Genomic DNA, 16,236 nt, shown 5'->3' with positions numbered 1-16,236 from the left:
GGCAGGCTCCCTTAATGGGTGATCCGGGCCCGGGAGGGGCCGGTGACCACGGCATAGACCGTGTTGCCGGTGGAAGGATTGGTGAGGCGCACCGTGTCGCCTTTCATGCCGTCATCCTGGGCAAGCGCCAGAAGGTTGAGCTCCAGCGTGCCGTCCCGGTAAAGGGCGGAGACTTGCGAGTTCTTTTCCACCATGAGCGGCGCGCGCAATGCGAGGGAGGAAATGACGCGGCCGGGCAGCAAGGTGCGGCGCGCTTCCATGCCGACAATCGCGCCTTCATCCAAAAGACTGTCGGGGCGCAGCTGGCGCGTTTCCACCGCGGCAAGGCGCAAATCCGCCTCGCGAATGACCTCGCCGCGCTCGATCCGCCGCGCGGGCACGGGCGTTTCCGCTTCTTCGTCGGCAAAAAGCGGCCCAGCCGGCAGGACGAACAGAAAGCTCAAAGCGAGAAGAAGCGTACGCATGGGCTTACCTCATCCGCGTGACGGTGCTGAACATCTGATCCGCCGTCTCGATCACCTTCGAGTTCATTTCATAGGCCCGCTGGGCGGAAATGAGATCGGTGATTTCCTGCACCGGATTGACGTTGGAGCTTTCCAGAAACTTCTGGCGGATGGAGCCGAAGCCCACTTCCCCCGGCACGCCGACGATGGCCGGGCCCGAGGCAAGCGTTTCTTTGAGCATATTGTCACCGACGCTGCTCAGGCCCGCTTCATTCGGAAAGACCGCAAGCTCGATCTGACCGAGATTGAGCGGCTCGGCTTCCCCGTCCACATAGGCAAGCACTTCACCGCTCTGATTAACCGTCACATCCACCGCATTGTCGGGGATGGCAAGGCCGGGCTGCAGCACATAACCATCGGCGGTCACAAGCTGGCCGTCCGGGGATTTCTGGAAGGCGCCGTCGCGCGTATAGCCCGTCTCCCCGCCCGGCAGATCGACCATGAAATAGCCGCGCCCTTGAAGCGCCAGGTCATAGGTGTTGCCGGTATTGGCGAGATTGCCCTGCAGCGACACGCGGCGCACGGCAGCGGTTTTCACGCCGAGACCGACCTGGATACCGGCGGGCACGATATTGCCCTCATCAGTCGACTGCACACCCTGGCGGCGCTGGTTCATATAGAAAAGATCGGTGAACTCGGCCCGCGCGCGCTGAAAGGCGGTCGTGTTCATGTTTGCGATATTGTTCGAGATGACCTCGACATTCGTCTGCTGGGCCATCATGCCGGTGGCGGCGATACCGAGCGCTCTCATGCTGCTCTCCTTACATCAAACACTTTCATGTCTTTCGCCCGTTTCAGCGGGCCGGGGTCTAGTCGATCCTGCCAATGGTGCGAATGGCGCCGCGCAATGTTTCATCGCCGCCTTCCACCATGGTTTTCGTCTGCTCATAAGCGCGCGAGATCGCCACGAGCTCGGTCATGGCGAGTACTGGCTGCACATTCGAACCTTCGATCATGCCTTGCTGAAACTCGGCATCTTCGGCTGCTTCCGGCCGGCCCGGCGCGCTGTAAAGACCGTTTGCCTCACGCGTCATGGTCTGATTGTCGGCGGGGCGCACCCGGCCGATCTGGCCAAAAACCCGCTCGCCGTCACCGATCGTGCCGTCTTTGAGAATTTCAACGCGGGCGGCATCCTGCGGGATAGTGATCTCTCCGCCGCCATTATCCAGCACCGGATTGCCGTCCATCGTCACAAGGCGGCCATCTGCATCGAGATTGAGGCGCCCGTCGCGCGTATAGCGCAGGCCCTCGGGCGTTCCCACCTGCAGCCAGGCATCGCCATTGATCGCCACATCGAGCGGGTTGCCGGTGCGCTCCATCTTGCCTGCACGCATATCGGTATAGCTGTTGCGGTCCACAACGAAAGACACCGAGCGGCCTTCCTGCGCCTTTTCCATATGCGCATCGAAAAGCACTTTTTCGGCGCGGAAACCGGCGGTGTTCATATTGGCGATATTGTTCGCCACAACATCGAGCTGGCGGCGCAGCGCCAATTGCCCGGAAAGACCTACATAAATCTGCGTCTGCATCGTTTCATTTCCTGACGAAGTGCAAAGCGCGCCGTTTTGAACGCAGGTTTAACCTGGAACGGGGAGGTTAAACGCGAGTTTCGGTTTTGCTCCGCTTCGAGAGCGGCATCTGAGCAGGGGATTTGACGCGATATGGCAATGCGGAAGACGCGTAAGTTCAGCGGATTTGCGGCTAGAACACTGGCTTTTTGCATGAGCACGAGCGCGCTCGTTAGCGCAAGTGCCTTTCCGGCATTCGCGGAAAGCGAGAGCGAAACAGCCAGCGCGGCAGAAACCGTGCTGCCGCTGCGCGCCGCCTCTTACCTTACCCAACGTGCGGCGCTACACGGCATGCTCGATGCCGCGACAGGAAAGGCGCGCATCGCAGCCGCACATATGACAGCCGATTTTTACATCGAGCGCGGGCTTTACCCCGAAGCAGCCCTCGAGCTTGGCCGTGCCTTAAAGCCGGGCGACAGCGCGCTTGCAGACAGCGCCTTACAGGAAAAACTGACACTCATCTCCCTGATCGCCAGCCATGGGCGCAGCCGGGGTGCATGGGCATATGAGGAGACAGCCCCCGCCCCCTCTCCGCTCGAGCGGCTTATCACCGCCGCGCTGAAAGGCGAAACCGTGCCGCCCGAAGGACTTTCTTCCCGAAAAGCGCTGGCAAGCCTTGAAGGATTTTTTGCTTTCCCCACCACAGCGCAGGAAGAGCTCGCCCCGCTTCTGGCGGAAGCGGCAGCATCGGGAAGCGACGGGGAATTTCTCCGGCATTTTGCAACGCTCTTTGCCCGAAGAGCGCCTGCGCTTTTGCCCACCACCTGCCAGCAATGGATTTCCGCGCGCCTTGCCGAATATGAAGGCTTTCCGCAAGCCGCCCGCGCCCGCTATGCGCGCCTCTCCTTAACCGCCGACCGCTGCGCCGCCCATGGCAGGCTCCGCCTTGCTCTGCTCGATCTGATGGCGGGCACTAAAGCGCACAAAACGGTGCGCGCCGATATGATGGCGCTGCAGGAAGCCTGGAAGGGCGACACGATCGAGGAAGGCGCACTCCGGGCGCTTGCCCTGATCGACCGGGAAGAAGAAGACCCGCGCGCGGCGCTCCACTGGCTGCGCCTCCTGGCCGACCGCTTTCCCGCGAGCCTTGACGATCCCGGTCTTTCCCAATCGGCCGCGCGTCTGGCCGCGAGGCTCTTCGGCGGTCTTGCAGAGGGACAGGAAACGAACCTTCATCATTGGCGGCGCGACCGCCTCGCCTATCTTGGCTTTCTTAAAGATGATGCGATCCGCCGTCAGGAAGCGGAATCTTACGCCGGGGCGCTCCTGGCCGCCGGCGCGCATGACAAAGCGGGCGCTATTCTCGCTGGGCTTATCCGCGAGATAGAAAAAGAAGCGCCCGGCACCCCGCGCCATCAGGCACTGATCGTCAAGAAAGCCGAGACCGATCTTGCCGCAGATGATGCTGAAGCCGCGCTCGCCGCCCTTGCCGCGCTGCCGGACGCGGTCGATACCGGCCTTGCCCACGAGGTAACGGGCGCAAAACTCGCCGCGCTTATCGCCCTTGGCCGTCTCGATGAGGCGAATGTGGAGCTTGGCGCGGCGCTCACCCCTGCGCAGGCGCTGCAGCTTGCCCAAGCCTATGGCAAGAGCGCCGATTGGGAGCAGGCATTCCATCTCCTCAAAGCCCCGATAGCGGAGGCTGGCGAGGGCGCCCGCGAGGCGGCACTTCCCGGCAACTATTACGATCTCTTTGCCGCTGCCGCGCTGCTTTCCGGCCATGAGGCGGAAGCTGCCCGGCTCCTGGGCAAGGACAAGAAAAACGAGGCCCGCCCGCCGCTTGCCGCCATGGCCGCGATACCGGGCACGCCCCTGCCGGAGGAGTTGACGGCGCCTGAGAAAGTGCGCCGCCTTCTCGATGAGACGGGCAAGCTCATCCATCTCGCCGATACGCTCTAAAAGAAAACACCCGCTCCTTTCGGGGCGGGCGCCTTCATCTTCTCGAAAGCCGTGTTTTAAAGCCGGTACTTGCTGAGATCCGCGAGCAAAGAAGGATCGATGGAAACGATCGCGGGCGCGCTGCCCAAAGGCTGGATCGGCGCAATACCGTTCGCCGCCAGATCGATGCCCGATTGCGGACCTTGCACCACATCCCACATGGCGGTGAAACGCTGCATCCATTTGTCGAGCTTCTTAGGGTCTTTCAGATCTTCAAGCGGAATGCGGTTTTCGAAATATTCCACCTGCCGGTCGATATTGGTGCTCACGAATTCCTGCGGCAGGCCCATCATCGTGCGTACGGTTTCATAAAGCGCGGCATCGCCGATGATCTCATACCAATTATCGACTTCGGCAATCTTGCGCTCGAAATAGATGGCGAGCCGCACCCCCTGATTGCTCTCGCCGATGCGCTCTTCAAGCTCGAGTTTGAGGTATTTTTCGACCACCGCGTCCACATTCTTGTGGATCAGCATGTTGAGATTGCCCGTCTCGGCAAAGCCGAAGGCTTCGGCAATTTCCCGGAAAGCGCCGTCCTGCAGGCGGTTAGCGATCGCCCTATCGTTTACCACCCCTTCATCGAACACCTTGCGCATCAGACCTTTCGCATAGGTCTGGCTTTCAAGGCCGAAGGCTTTCATGGCAAAAGTATAGAGCCGGTAATCGTCGATCAGCCCGTCACCGGTCGAAATTTTGGAAATATTGGCGCGGAAATATTCCACTTCCCGCTGCACGAAACCTTCCTTGGCAATCGCACCAAGCTGCTGGCTATAAGTGCGCCCGACCTGGGCATATTCGGTGAGCGTGGACATGGTGTCCTTCCTTTCAGCCGTGGCCCGGGCAGCGGAGGGCGGGGCTTAGCCCGCCACTTCCAGCGCCGGCATTTGACCCAAGAGATCTTTTTCGTAATCGAGCACGCGTTTGAGCCGTTTCAGCGCCTGGTAGAAATCTTCTTCTTCCACAAAGGCAATGGCCTCATGCAGAAGCTGCAAAACTTCCCCGTTCTCGAAGGCATAGAGAAGCTGCGCCATCACGGTATTGAAGAAAATACGGTGATGGTCATGCCGCGCCGGCTCCAGCAGCATCAGCTGAACGGCGAAATAGACCCGCTCGGTCGGCGTGCTGACATCTTTTTCATCAAGAATTTCCGGTGCGCGGATCACCTGCGCGAAGTTTTCCACACTCAAGGTCGTGCGCTGGGATTTACAGGTAATCACCGCGCCGTTGATCACGCATTTATCGCCATGCAAAAGGCGGATGTTCAAACCCATTGTCTGCTCCTTCTCGAGCGAGGCCGCGGCGCTTTACTGGCGCGCGTTCAGCCCGGCGATAATCGCCTCGTTGATTTCGATCATGGAGCGGATATCCGCCCCGCCGGAATGGGCGGCGCCCGATTCCCGCTCCACCCAGATGGCAAGCGAGAGAAGATTGGATTTCAGCTCATCGGGCAGCATGTTGCTGGGGTCGGACACGTCGGCGGCAAGCGCCGTCCAGAGCCGGCGATTGTCCAGCACCGCGCGGTGATACATCTCATCGCGCCGCTCCGCTTCCACCACATCTTTCAGTTGATCGGTCACGCGCCTGAAAATCAGGCTTTCGGATTGGCGCGGGTCGACAATCTGCTGTTTCGTTTCAAGATACGCGCTCACTTGCTGCATCTTTTCAAGCCTCCTTGGGCCCGCAGGCCGCCCAGCGGGATGCGGGCGGCGGGCCATTTCCATGAGCTAAACGCTAGGCGGGGATGTTTAAGCTGGGTTTTAAGCTTTGCCCGCTTTAGCCTCACACGGAGAGAGGAATGCTGCGGCCTGAGGGATGAGATGAGCCTGAATTACGCGAGCCTTTTATTTTTCATCGATATTGCAGGCGTTCTCGTCTTCGCCATGTCCGGCGCGCTTGTCGCCGCGCGCAAGCAGCTCGATATTGTCGGCTTCTGCCTCATCGGCATCGTCACGGGGCTCGGCGGCGGCACGATCCGCGATTTGCTGCTCGGCACGGTCAAGGCCGGCACCATCGAGGTTTTCTGGCTCGATAAGTCTTTCTATCTATATCTCTGCATCGCAGGCGCGGTCTTCGTCTTCTTCTTCCATCATATGGTGAATTCGCGCTACCGCGCGGTGCTCTGGGCGGACGCCATCGGCCTGTCGCTTTTTGCCGTGGAAGGAGCGAAACGCGCGCTCGGCGCCGGGATCGATCCAAGCGCCGCCGTGCTTCTCGGCGTCATCACGGCCACATTCGGCGGCATCATCCGCGATGTCATTTGCCGGGAGGATTCGCCCATCCTGCGCAAGGAGATCTACATCACTGCCGCCTTTACCGGCGCCGCGCTTTATGCGGCGCTCGGCCCGCTCGACTTTTTAAGTGAAACGGCCCGAACGCTTATCGCCATCGCAGCAGCCTTCGCCTTGCGGGCGGCGGCCCTTACCTTTGATTTGACGCTGCCGGGCTTTCGCCAGCGCCCGCCTGCCTGAAGGATCACTCCCCTTCGCGGCGGCGTGCGAGCGCCCGCGTTGCCACATAAAAGACCGGCGTGAATAGCAACCCGAAAAGCGTCACCCCGATCATGCCGGAAAAAACCGCCGTGCCGAGCGCCTGGCGCTGTTCGGCGCCCGCGCCCGCCGCAATGACGAGCGGCACGACTCCCAGAATGAAGGCAAAGGAGGTCATGAGAATGGGGCGCAAACGCGTGCGCGCCGCCTGCGCCGCCGCATCGAAACGGCTGAGCCCTTCGGCCTCGCCCTGGCGGGCAAATTCCACGATCAGGATTGCGTTCTTCGCCGCAAGGCCGATCAGCACCACAAGGCCGATCTGGACGAGAATGTTGTTGTCGAGCCCGCGCAAAAGCACCCCGCTCATCGCCGCCAGCAAACACATGGGCACGATAAGAATGATGGCGAGCGGCAGGAGCCAGCTTTCATATTGCGCGGCAAGCACCAGAAAGACGAAGACGACGGCGGCCATGAAAATATAGATCGCCGTGTTGCCCACCTGCTTTTCCTGAAAGGAAAGCTCCGTCCATTCATAAGCAAAACCGTCGGGCAGCACCTGATCGGCGAGCCCTTCCATGGCGCTCAAAGTCTGGCCGGTGGAAAAGCCGGGATTGGTGTTCCCCTGTACGGCGGCTGCCGGGTAAAGATTGTAGCGGGCCACGCGGTAAGGTCCCGTAATGTCACGGAATGTGGCGATGGAGCCGAGCGGCACCATGGCGCCCGATTGAGAGCGGGTGCGCAGAGCGGCCACATCGTCCACATCGCGCCGGTGCGGGCCGTCGGCCTGCGCGCGCACCTGGAAGGTCCGGCCCAGGAAATTGAAATCATTGACGTAAGACGAGCCGATATAAACACCGAGCGTTTCAAAGACGCGCGAGACGGGCACGCCCAGCTTTTCCGCCTTTACCCGGTCGATATCGGCATAGATCTGCGGCGTCTTCGTATTGAAGAGCGTGAAGACCCGCGTTGCCTCGGGCAAGCCGTTCGCAGCCATGGCAAGATTCTGCGCGGCGGCTTCCAGCGCCGGCAGCCCGCGGCCCTGGCGGTCCTCCACCATCATCTTGAAACCGCCGCCCGTGCCCACGCCGCGCACCGGCGGCGGCACGACGACGAAGATCGTCGCCTCGCGGATGGAAGAAAAGCGGCGCTGCAGGTCTTGCAGAACATCCTGCCAGCCGACACCGATGTCGGCGCGCTCGTCGAAAGAGCGCAGCGAAATGAACATCGCGCCGGTGTTGGGCGCATTGGTAAATGTCGCCCCGTCGAAACCGGCATAACCCGTCACGCGGTTGACGCCGGGCGTCTCCACCGCCATGCGCGAGGCGCGGCGCACCACATCGTCGGTGCGCGACAGCGCCGAGCCCGGCGGCAATTGCACGACGCCGATGAAATAGCCCTGGTCCTGTTCGGGAATGAAGCCGGTCGGCGTCTTGGCAAATTCCAGAACGGTCAGGCCGATAAGGCCGCCATAGATAAGGAGCATCATGGCGCTGACGCGCACGGCCCGCGCCACGACATCGCTATACCAGCCCGACAGCGCTTCAAAAGAACTGTTGAAGCGCGTGAAAAACCGGTTCGCCGCACTGCGCAGCGGTCCGCCGCCCTCTTCCGCTTCCTCCTTGCGCAGGAGCAGCCGGGCGAGTGCCGGGCTTAACGTGAGCGAAATCAGCCCTGAGATCGCCACCGCTGTTGCGATCGTCACGGCGAATTGCTGGTAAAAAGCGCCCGAGATGCCGGGAATGAAAGCGGTCGGGATGAAAACGGCGCTGAGCACAAGCACGATGGAGACAAGCGCCGAGCCCACCTCATCCATCGTCTTATGCGCGGCATCGTAAGGCGAGAGCCCTTCGCGCAAATGCCGCTCGACATTCTCAACAACGACAATCGCGTCATCCACCACAATGCCGATGGCCAGCACAAGCCCGAAAAGCGAAAGCGTATTGAGCGAAAAGCCGAGCGCGGCCATGACGCCGAACGTGCCGATCAGCGAAACCGGAATAGCGACGATGGGAATGATCGCCGCACGCCAGCTTTGCAGGAAGAGGATAATCACGACGATGACGAGCGCCACCGCCTCGAAAATCGTACGCGTCAGCTCGGAGACCGATTCTTCGACGAATTGCGTCGGGTTATAGGGAATGGCATAGGCGATGCCGGGCGGGAAATCTTTCGAAAGCCGCTCCAGCGTCGCCTTCACTTCTTCTGCCGTGGCGAGCGCGTTCGAGCCCGGGCGCTGGAAAATACCGAGCGCGACGCCCTTCTTGCCGTCGAGATAGGAATTGGAGACATAGTTCTGCGCGCCAAGCTCGATGCGCGCCACATCGGCAAGGCGCGTGACGCGCCCTTCCTCATCCGTCTTCACCACCACATCGCCGAATTGCTCGGGTTCGATCAACCGGCCAAGGGTCTGCACCGCTACTTCAAAGGCGCCCTGGTCGGGCATGGGCGAGGTATTGAGCACCCCGGAAGAAACCTGAACGTTTTGCGCGCGCAGCGCCGCCAGAACGTCCGAGACCGTCATACGGCGCGCTTCCAGACGCGGCGGGTCGAGCCAGATGCGCATGGAATAATCGGCGCTGCCGAACACGATCACATTGCCCACCCCGCCAAGGCGCGAGAGCACATCGGTGATGTTGAGCTTGGTGTAGTTCGAGAGATAAAGCTGATCGACGGATTCGTCCGGCGAGTTCATGTTGACGACCATCAGCATGTCGGGCGACCGCTTGACGGTCGTCACGCCGAGGCGGCGCACTTCTTCGGGCAGGCGGCTTTCGGCCACCGCCACGCGGTTCTGCACCAGCACCTGCGCGGCATCGAGATCGGTGCCGAGCGCGAACGTAACGGTGATGGACACACGCCCGTCCCCGGTCGATTGCGAGGACATGTAAAGCATGTTCTCGACGCCGTTGATTTCCTGCTCGAGCGGCGTTGCCACGGTATCGGCCACGACTTCCGCAGACGCGCCGGGATAGGAGGCGGACACCTGAATGGTGGGCGGAGCAACCTCCGGATATTGCTGGATGGGCAGACCGACATACGACATGCCGCCGATCAGCGTGATCAGGATGGCGATAACGGCCGCGAAGATCGGCCGGTCGACGAAGAAATGGGAAAACTTCATTCCGTCTTCCCTCCGGCTTCATCCGCCTCGGGTGCGTTTTGTTCAGGGGCACCCTCGCCCTGCTTGTCCGCATTAACCGGCGCGCCGTTGCGGATTTTCGTCAGCCCGTCGATGATCACCCAGTCATCCGGCGCGAGCCCGGCGCGCACCACGCGCATATCCTCGATAACAGGGCCAAGCTCCAGATAGCGCGCGGCGGCTTTGCCTTCCTCGCCCAGCACATAAACGAATTTGCGCGACTGGTCGGAATTGATGGCGACTTCGGGCACCAGAATGGCTTCATATTCTTCCGAGCCCGGCACCCGCACCTGACCGAACAGGCCGGGCGTCAAAAACCCGTCCGCATTGCCGAATTGCGCCTGGCCTCGGATCGTGCCCGAAGCGGTGTCGAGCGCGTTATCGACAAAGACCATGCTGCCGCCATGGCTGAATTCTTTTTCATCCAGCAGCTTTACGGACACGGCAACCGAACTGGAGCGGGCATTCAGCCGGCCCTCATCGTTCAGGCGCTGATATTTCAGATAATCGGCTTCCGACACATCGAATTCGAAAAGCACCGGGTCCAGCGAGACGATGCGGGTGAGCACATCGCTGCCTTGAGTGACGAGATTGCCGACATCCACCTTGCTGTCGGAAATGCGCCCGCGAATGGGCGCGCGGATTTCGGTAAAATCGAACTCGAGCTGCGCCTGATCGCGCTCGGCTTTCGCTCCCGCAAGCGATGCATCGGCCACTTTGCGCTCCAAAAGCCGCTGATCGTATGTCGAGCGGGAGACATTGGAGCTTTTAAGCAGTTTGGACGCGCGGGCAAGCTCACGCTCGGCAAGATTGAGGCTCGCCTCGGCACTCGCCACGCGCGCCTCGGCTTCTTCCAATGCCACTTTGAAAGGACGCTGATCGATGACGAAAAGCAGATCGCCTTTCTCGACGATCTGCCCGTCTTCAAAAAGCACCGAATCAAGATAGCCCGACACCCGCGCGCGGATATCTACTTGGGAAACGGGCACAAAGCGGCCCGTATAGATTTCCCACTCCACGATTTCCTTCAGCGTGGGATGCACCACCGTCACGGTGGGCGGCGGCGGGCCTTGATTGCCGCCCTCCTCGCAAGCTGCAAGGCCAAGCGCTATGAGCCCGGCAAAGATAATCCCCATCCCCGTCTTTACGGAAAAGCGCCGCTGTTTTTTCAGGGTCACATGCGAGCGGCTGTTTATTCTTTTGCGCATCAGGTGCTCCTTATGGCCGGCATCTTGTAACCTGCGCGCCCGCACAACAAAGCGGGGGCGGAACGGGCATGATACTCTATCCTATTTTCACCTGGATGATGAGACCTTGCGGGGCGAAAGACCGCGCTCCTGTTTAATTTCCGCAACCATGGCTTGAACTTAGCGGCGCGCGCCCTTTGCACTTTCGTCTTTCACCGCCAAGGTCTAAAAGACCGGACGTGAGAAAAGGGTACCGCCAGCCCGCCACGCGGCCTTTAGAGCAGGTTTCATGCACACCCCGCCCGTCCTTTATATTCTCGGCCTTCTGCTCTGCGGTCTTGCGGCGGTCATGCTGCTGCCTGCCGGGCTCGATGCGCTTGTCGCTCATCCGGATTGGAAAAGCTTCGTCATTTCGGCCGGTGTGACGGGCGGTGTCGGCGCCCTTCTCGCCATCATCACTTACAGTCCCGAGCCGGTAGAGCTCGATCTGCGCCAGTCTTTCCTGCTCACCGCAAGCAGCTGGGTCGTGCTGCCCGCCTTTGCCGCGCTGCCGCTGATCGGCGTTGGTGTTTCCTATACGGATGCTTTTTTCGAAGCCGTCTCGGGATTGACGACAACCGGCTCCACAGTGATGACGGGGCTCGACACGCTGCCATACGGCATCTTGTTCTGGCGCGCGCTTTTGCAATGGATCGGCGGCATCGGAATCATCGTCATGGCGATCGTGCTGCTGCCGTTCCTGCGGGTCGGCGGCATGCAGCTTTTCCGCACGGAAAGTTCGGAGCAATCCGAAAAGATCATTCCGAAAGCCTTTCACTTCGTCGCCTATATCGCCGCCGCCTATACCTCGCTCACCGCGCTTTGCGCGCTCAGTTTCGCGATTGCCGGCATGAGCGGGTTCGATGCCATCTGCCATGCCATGACGACGCTTTCGACTGGCGGCTATTCAAATCACGATGCCTCGTTCGGCTTTTTCGACAGCCGCCTGATGCAATGGATCGCCACGCTTTTCATGATTTCCGGCGCCGTGCCCTTCGTGGCCTACATCCGCATGCTGCGGGGCGACGAGCGCAAGATCTGGGACGACGTGCAAATCCGCGGGCTGATACGGTTTTTAACGAGCATCATTTTGATCCTCACGGTCTGGCGCGTAGCCTCGGCCGATGCGGAGCCTTTCACGGCGCTGACAGAAGCGGCCTTCAACGTCACCTCCGTCGTTACCACCACGGGCTTTGCCAGCACCGATTATTCGCTCTGGGGCCCGGCGGCGCTGGGCGGTTTTCTGTTTTTGACCTTTGTCGGCGGCTGCGCGGGCTCGACCTCCGGCGGCATCAAGATCTACCGCTTTCAAGTTCTCTGGATCGTCTTGCGCGCCAAATTGCGGCAGCTTATGAGCCCGCACCGCATCGTTTCCATGCGCTATGGCTCGCGCAGCATTCCGAGCGACGTGCCGGAAGCCGTGCTTGCTTTCCTCACTGCGTTTTTAGGAACGGTCGCCGTCTTTACCTTCGCCCTCTCCCTGATGGGGCTCGACCTCATTACAGCGCTCACCGCCAGCGCCACGGCCATCACCAATGTCGGCCCCGGGCTCGGCGAGATCATCGGCCCGGCCGGCAACTTCGCCCCGCTGCCCGATGGCGCCAAATGGCTTCTCTCGCTCGCCATGCTTTTCGGCCGGCTGGAGATTTTCACCCTTCTCCTGCTTCTCGATCCCGAATTCTGGCGCCCCTAACCGCGGCGCCCGAGAGGCAGCCAAACACCCGCCGCTAAGGCGGTATCATTTATCAGGATTTCGGAGGGAAGTGGCGCGCCGGGGAAGATTCGAACTCCCGACCCCCAGATTCGTAGTCTGGTGCTCTATCCAGCTGAGCTACCGGCGCAAGGTGAGGCGGCGGGCGGCTTGACAAGCGGCCCCGCCTCAAGAGGTGCGTACTCTTAATGCCTAGAAAAGCGGATGGCAAGAGCCCTGCGGGCTTTATCCCAGCCTTTTTTCACATGTCTTTTCACAGGCTTTTCAGGCCGCATCGTTCACAACCGCTTCAGGCTCTGCCCTCAACTCTTCTCCGGCAGCACTGCCATACATTCCACTTCCAGTTTACCGCCCAGCGCCAGGCCCGAGGCCCCGAAGGCGGAACGGGCCGGGAACGGGCCGTCACCGAAATAGGTCACATAGACTTTGTTGAAATCGGCCCATTCGCCCATATCGGCCAGCATCACCGTGCATTTGGCGATATTGGAAAAATCCGCGCCGTAATGGGCGAGCACCTCACCGATATTTTCCATCGTCTGGCGCGCCTCGGCTTCCATGCCGCCGGGCACGAGCTCCATCGTGCCGGGTTTCACGCCGATCTGGCCGGAAAGATAAAGAATGTTGCCCGCACGCACCGCCTCGGAAAAAGGCAGACCCAGCGCTTTCGTTTCCTCGCGTGTATATGTCTCAAAAAGCGCATCGGCACCCGCCTTGCCCGCCTCATCGGCGAGCGCGCCCGGCATCCAAAACCCGGCCTGCACCCCGCACAGTCCCAGCGTAACCGCCGCCAAGAGCGTCATTTTCCGTCCTATTTTCTGCATCTGTCTTCCTTTCGGCCTGTTTGCGGCATGGACGGCTAGCACGCGCCCGCCCCGGCATGCGCCTTTATGTGGGCCTCATTAAGAGATCGGAAAGGGCCCGCAACCTAGCCTCGATGACACTTTTTCTTTGTCTTATAAGAGCTTGTGGCGCAAAACCCCTTTAGGTAAAGTCACTTGGCATGCGCGGGGGCCACGATTCGAGGGTGAGATCGGGTGAGGGGCATTTATCCGGTTTTCCTTGGAAGCGTTTTCCCCGTAAAGGCTAAAACAGATGCGCCGAACCGATGCGCCACCGATGCGCCCATGCGCGCGTTCCGGGCCGGTTTAAAGGCAGCGCTCCTTGCAGGAGATGCTGCTTTGAAGACGGGCCGGGCCGCTTGTGGAGCAAGGCAGTCACTCAAGATGCGGGTTTAAAAAATATGTCGAGGCAGACCTCCCCCCACGGCCCCTCCTCTTACGGCCCTTCTTTCGGCCACCGGGTCATGACAAGCCTAAAGGTTCTGGCAGCGAGTTCTTTCCTCGCGCTTGGCGGCTGTTCCTTTGCCGATGAAGTGCTCTGGCCGGCCGTTTCCGGCGATGACGTGGAAACCAGCCAGACGCAGACGCAAAACCCGCCGCCGCTCGGCGATACCCAGATTTCCGGCCTATCCGTCGGCACCGGCGCGACGAGCAACACCGCCGTCGGCCAGAAAGTCGGCCAGATCCGCTCCGAACTTGCCTCTCTGCAATCGCAGATCGAGGCCCATAGCGCCCGTCTCGAGCAGGTGCGCGCCGAAACCCGCGCCCATGCCGAGGCCTATCACACCACCAAAGCCGGCATCGAAGCCAAACTGCAGGTCGGCACCACGCCCGGCAACCCGCAGCTCGTGCAGGCCTGGAACCTTTCCCAGTCGCAGCTCGACCAGATCGCCCGTGACGTCAACAACATGACTTCACTGTCGAACGAGATTGCCGGCGATGCCGCGACCTCCAATTATCTGCTCGACACGACGCAGGCGACATTCGGCCTTTCCGGCGCCGTCGATCAGGACCACCGCCAGCTGGAACGGCTGCAGGTGGACACGAACCAGACCGTCGTGCTCATCAACAAATTGCTGAGCGAGCTGCGCCAGGATATCGCCCGCCAGACGACCTATCTGGCGAATGAGCGCTCGAACCTGACGACACTCTCCAACGCCATCAAGCGCGGCCAGCTCTTCGGCCGCCCGCTCGCCTCCGGCGTCAGCAATGTCACGGCCCAGCCGGTTTCCGCCGGTCGCAGCAACGCCATTCCCTCCGGCACACCGCCGCTTGTGGTGATCCGTTTCGACCGCCCGGATGTGGAATATGAGCGCGCGCTATATACCGCGCTTTCTCAGGCGCTCGAACGGCGCCCGGCTTCCGAGTTCACGGTGCTTGCCGTGGCGGCCGGCGGCGGCACGGCGGCGAATACGCAGCTTGCCCAGTCGCAAAGCCGCAAGAACGCAGAGAAAGTTTTCCAGTCCATGAGCGATATGGGCCTGCCCGCCGACCGGGTGCAGATTTCCTCGACCACCAGCGCCGATGTCAGCACCAACGAAGTGCGCATCTTCGTGCGCTAAGGCGAAAGACATGAGTTGAAGAAAGGCCGGTGCCCGCACCGGCCTTTTTTATTGCCGCTTATTTATTTGCCTCATAAACCCCGCGGGCAATGGCGCGGGCCACGCAGTCGGCGGCAATGGAGCCGAGCGCGGCAAGCGCCAGCGGGCGCATCTCCTCCGGCAATTCATGCTCGCCCGTCGCCAGCACGAAAAGCGTGTCGCCGTCGACAGGTGTATGAATGGGGCGCAGCGCGCGCGCCATGCCGTCCTGGCCCATCAAGGCAACCCGTTTGCATTCGGCCTGGGTCAGGCGCGCATTCGTGGCGATCACGCCAATGGTCGTGTTGGTTCCAGGCGCGGGCGGCACCGCGCCCGCCGCCTTTGTCGCCTCGAAAGGATGCAGCGCCGAGAGGGGCGCCATGTTGCGGGGCCAGCCCCGCCCGCCGAACTCGCCGCCAAGCTCATAGGGCGCAGCCCAGAACTGCTGCGTGCCGGGAATGAAAGCAGAGCCGAAAGCATTGACCGCGATCAGCGCGCCGACCTGCAGCCCATCAGGGGTTACCGCGGATACGGAGCCGATGCCGCCGCGCGCGGAACCGGCAAGCGCGCCGAGCCCCGCCCCCGCCCCGCCGCGCCCAGCGTAAAGGTCTGGCTCTGCCCTTTTGCCGCATTCTCTTCAGCGTTCTGGCAGGCCGCCCGCCCCAGCGCATGATAGGGCGGCTCCTCGCCCCACTCCTTGTCGCCGCCATTCGTCAGATCGAACAGGATCGCGGCAGGCACAACGGGAGAAACTTTCGGCGAGGCGCCCATCTGAAAGCCGCGCCCGCGCGCGCCCAGCCAGTTCGCCGCGCCGCCCGCCGCATCAAGCCCGTAAGAAGAGCCGCCGGAAAGGACAACCCCGTCCACTTCCTCCACCAGCCGGTCGGGATCGAGCGCATCGGTCTCCCGCGTGCCCGGCCCGCCGCCCATCACGCTGACGCCGGCCGTCACGCGCCTGTCTGGCAAGATCACGGTAACGCCGGTACGCACGCGCGCATCTTCCGCCTGGCCGACAGCAAGGCCCTTGATATCGGTAATCAGATTGCGCGGTCCCGGCTTGATGACCTGCCGGCTCTTTTCCGCCTCGTTTCCGTCCGGCATATCGCCTCCTTCAGGTGAAAGGGCACGCTAAAGAGCGCCTTCCAAGAGGTCAATTACAAGAAGAGGCGCCTTATTACCGAACTTTCGGCCAGGTTTGCAGAATTGATCGGCACATTAGTCTGGCGGTTTCGACGGCACTTCTTAT

Annotated in this window: 15 protein-coding genes and 1 tRNA gene; 4 read left to right on the top strand and 12 right to left on the bottom strand. The window is 61.4% G+C overall.

Annotated features, from left to right (window positions below; all coding sequences use genetic code 11):
* Positions 1-11: 11 nt before the first annotated feature.
* From flgA to flgF, 3 genes are read right to left on the bottom strand one after another with little or no spacing between them, the layout of a single operon-like run.
* Complete coding sequence (gene flgA, locus ACOQOT_RS02005; RefSeq protein WP_420560714.1) at positions 12-464, bottom strand: flagellar basal body P-ring formation chaperone FlgA; 453 nt, start codon at positions 462-464, stop codon at positions 12-14.
* A gap of 4 nt (positions 465-468) precedes the next feature.
* On the bottom strand, positions 469-1,254 hold the full coding sequence (flgG, locus tag ACOQOT_RS02000; protein ID WP_420560713.1) for a flagellar basal-body rod protein FlgG: 786 nt from the start codon (positions 1,252-1,254) through the stop codon (positions 469-471).
* 58 nt (positions 1,255-1,312) lie between these two features.
* Positions 1,313-2,032 carry a flagellar basal-body rod protein FlgF gene (flgF, locus tag ACOQOT_RS01995; RefSeq protein WP_420560712.1) on the bottom strand — a complete coding sequence of 240 codons (720 nt, stop codon included), beginning with the start codon at positions 2,030-2,032 and terminating at the stop codon, positions 1,313-1,315.
* Positions 2,033-2,224: 192 nt separating this feature from the next.
* Between flgF and ACOQOT_RS01990 the strand changes: the two genes are divergently transcribed.
* Positions 2,225-3,970, top strand: a complete 1,746-nt coding sequence (locus ACOQOT_RS01990; protein ID WP_420560711.1) for a hypothetical protein — start codon at positions 2,225-2,227, stop codon at positions 3,968-3,970.
* Positions 3,971-4,026: 56 nt separating this feature from the next.
* Here the strand turns inward: ACOQOT_RS01990 and ACOQOT_RS01985 are convergent, their stop codons facing one another.
* The 3 genes from ACOQOT_RS01985 to flaF are packed head-to-tail and all read right to left on the bottom strand — an operon-like array spanning position 4,027 to position 5,667.
* A complete protein-coding gene (locus ACOQOT_RS01985; protein ID WP_420560710.1) occupies positions 4,027-4,821 on the bottom strand; it encodes a DUF1217 domain-containing protein in 795 nt (264 codons plus the stop codon).
* A 45-nt stretch (positions 4,822-4,866) separates the two neighbouring features.
* Positions 4,867-5,280 carry a flagellar biosynthesis repressor FlbT gene (locus ACOQOT_RS01980; RefSeq protein WP_420560709.1) on the bottom strand — a complete coding sequence of 138 codons (414 nt, stop codon included), beginning with the start codon at positions 5,278-5,280 and terminating at the stop codon, positions 4,867-4,869.
* Between the two features lie 33 nt (positions 5,281-5,313).
* Positions 5,314-5,667: a flagellar biosynthesis regulator FlaF gene (gene flaF, locus ACOQOT_RS01975; RefSeq protein ID WP_045446037.1), complete on the bottom strand. Its 354-nt coding sequence runs from the start codon at positions 5,665-5,667 to the stop codon at positions 5,314-5,316.
* A gap of 159 nt (positions 5,668-5,826) precedes the next feature.
* On the opposite strand from flaF, the gene ACOQOT_RS01970 reads away from it, so the two are divergent.
* On the top strand, positions 5,827-6,477 hold the full coding sequence (locus ACOQOT_RS01970) for a trimeric intracellular cation channel family protein (RefSeq protein ID WP_420560708.1): 651 nt from the start codon (positions 5,827-5,829) through the stop codon (positions 6,475-6,477).
* Positions 6,478-6,481: 4 nt separating this feature from the next.
* Here the strand turns inward: ACOQOT_RS01970 and ACOQOT_RS01965 are convergent, their stop codons facing one another.
* On the bottom strand, positions 6,482-9,616 hold the full coding sequence (locus ACOQOT_RS01965) for an efflux RND transporter permease subunit (RefSeq protein WP_420560707.1): 3,135 nt from the start codon (positions 9,614-9,616) through the stop codon (positions 6,482-6,484).
* Positions 9,613-10,842, bottom strand: a complete 1,230-nt coding sequence (locus ACOQOT_RS01960) for an efflux RND transporter periplasmic adaptor subunit (RefSeq protein ID WP_420560706.1) — start codon at positions 10,840-10,842, stop codon at positions 9,613-9,615. Before ACOQOT_RS01960 ends, ACOQOT_RS01965 begins: the two co-directional genes overlap by 4 nt.
* Before the next feature lie 268 nt (positions 10,843-11,110).
* Between ACOQOT_RS01960 and ACOQOT_RS01955 the strand changes: the two genes are divergently transcribed.
* The gene (locus ACOQOT_RS01955) at positions 11,111-12,553 is read left to right on the top strand and encodes a TrkH family potassium uptake protein (protein ID WP_420560705.1); all 1,443 of its coding nucleotides are present in this window, start codon (positions 11,111-11,113) and stop codon (positions 12,551-12,553) included.
* A gap of 71 nt (positions 12,554-12,624) precedes the next feature.
* Here ACOQOT_RS01955 and ACOQOT_RS01950 read toward each other — a convergent pair.
* Positions 12,625-12,701 (bottom strand) — tRNA-Arg (locus tag ACOQOT_RS01950).
* A 172-nt stretch (positions 12,702-12,873) separates the two neighbouring features.
* Positions 12,874-13,371: a Rid family detoxifying hydrolase gene (locus tag ACOQOT_RS01945; RefSeq protein WP_420560704.1), complete on the bottom strand. Its 498-nt coding sequence runs from the start codon at positions 13,369-13,371 to the stop codon at positions 12,874-12,876.
* A gap of 503 nt (positions 13,372-13,874) precedes the next feature.
* On the opposite strand from ACOQOT_RS01945, the gene ACOQOT_RS01940 reads away from it, so the two are divergent.
* The gene (locus ACOQOT_RS01940) at positions 13,875-14,972 is read left to right on the top strand and encodes a hypothetical protein (protein WP_420560703.1); all 1,098 of its coding nucleotides are present in this window, start codon (positions 13,875-13,877) and stop codon (positions 14,970-14,972) included.
* A gap of 58 nt (positions 14,973-15,030) precedes the next feature.
* Here ACOQOT_RS01940 and ACOQOT_RS01935 read toward each other — a convergent pair whose 3' ends face one another.
* Together ACOQOT_RS01935 and ACOQOT_RS01930 are read right to left on the bottom strand one after the other, a co-directional pair.
* A complete protein-coding gene (locus ACOQOT_RS01935) occupies positions 15,031-15,531 on the bottom strand; it encodes a P1 family peptidase (protein ID WP_420561892.1) in 501 nt (166 codons plus the stop codon).
* Positions 15,510-16,091 carry a P1 family peptidase gene (locus tag ACOQOT_RS01930; protein ID WP_420560702.1) on the bottom strand — a complete coding sequence of 194 codons (582 nt, stop codon included), beginning with the start codon at positions 16,089-16,091 and terminating at the stop codon, positions 15,510-15,512. Before ACOQOT_RS01930 ends, ACOQOT_RS01935 begins: the two co-directional genes overlap by 22 nt.
* Between the last annotated feature and the right edge of the window lie 145 nt (positions 16,092-16,236).

It is taken from the genome of Tepidicaulis sp. (genome assembly GCF_965222285.1).
Classification (GTDB): Bacteria; Pseudomonadota; Alphaproteobacteria; order Parvibaculales; family Parvibaculaceae; genus Tepidicaulis.
Note: the sequence above shows the minus strand (reverse complement) of the source record. Positions and strands in the feature narration are given on the sequence as shown.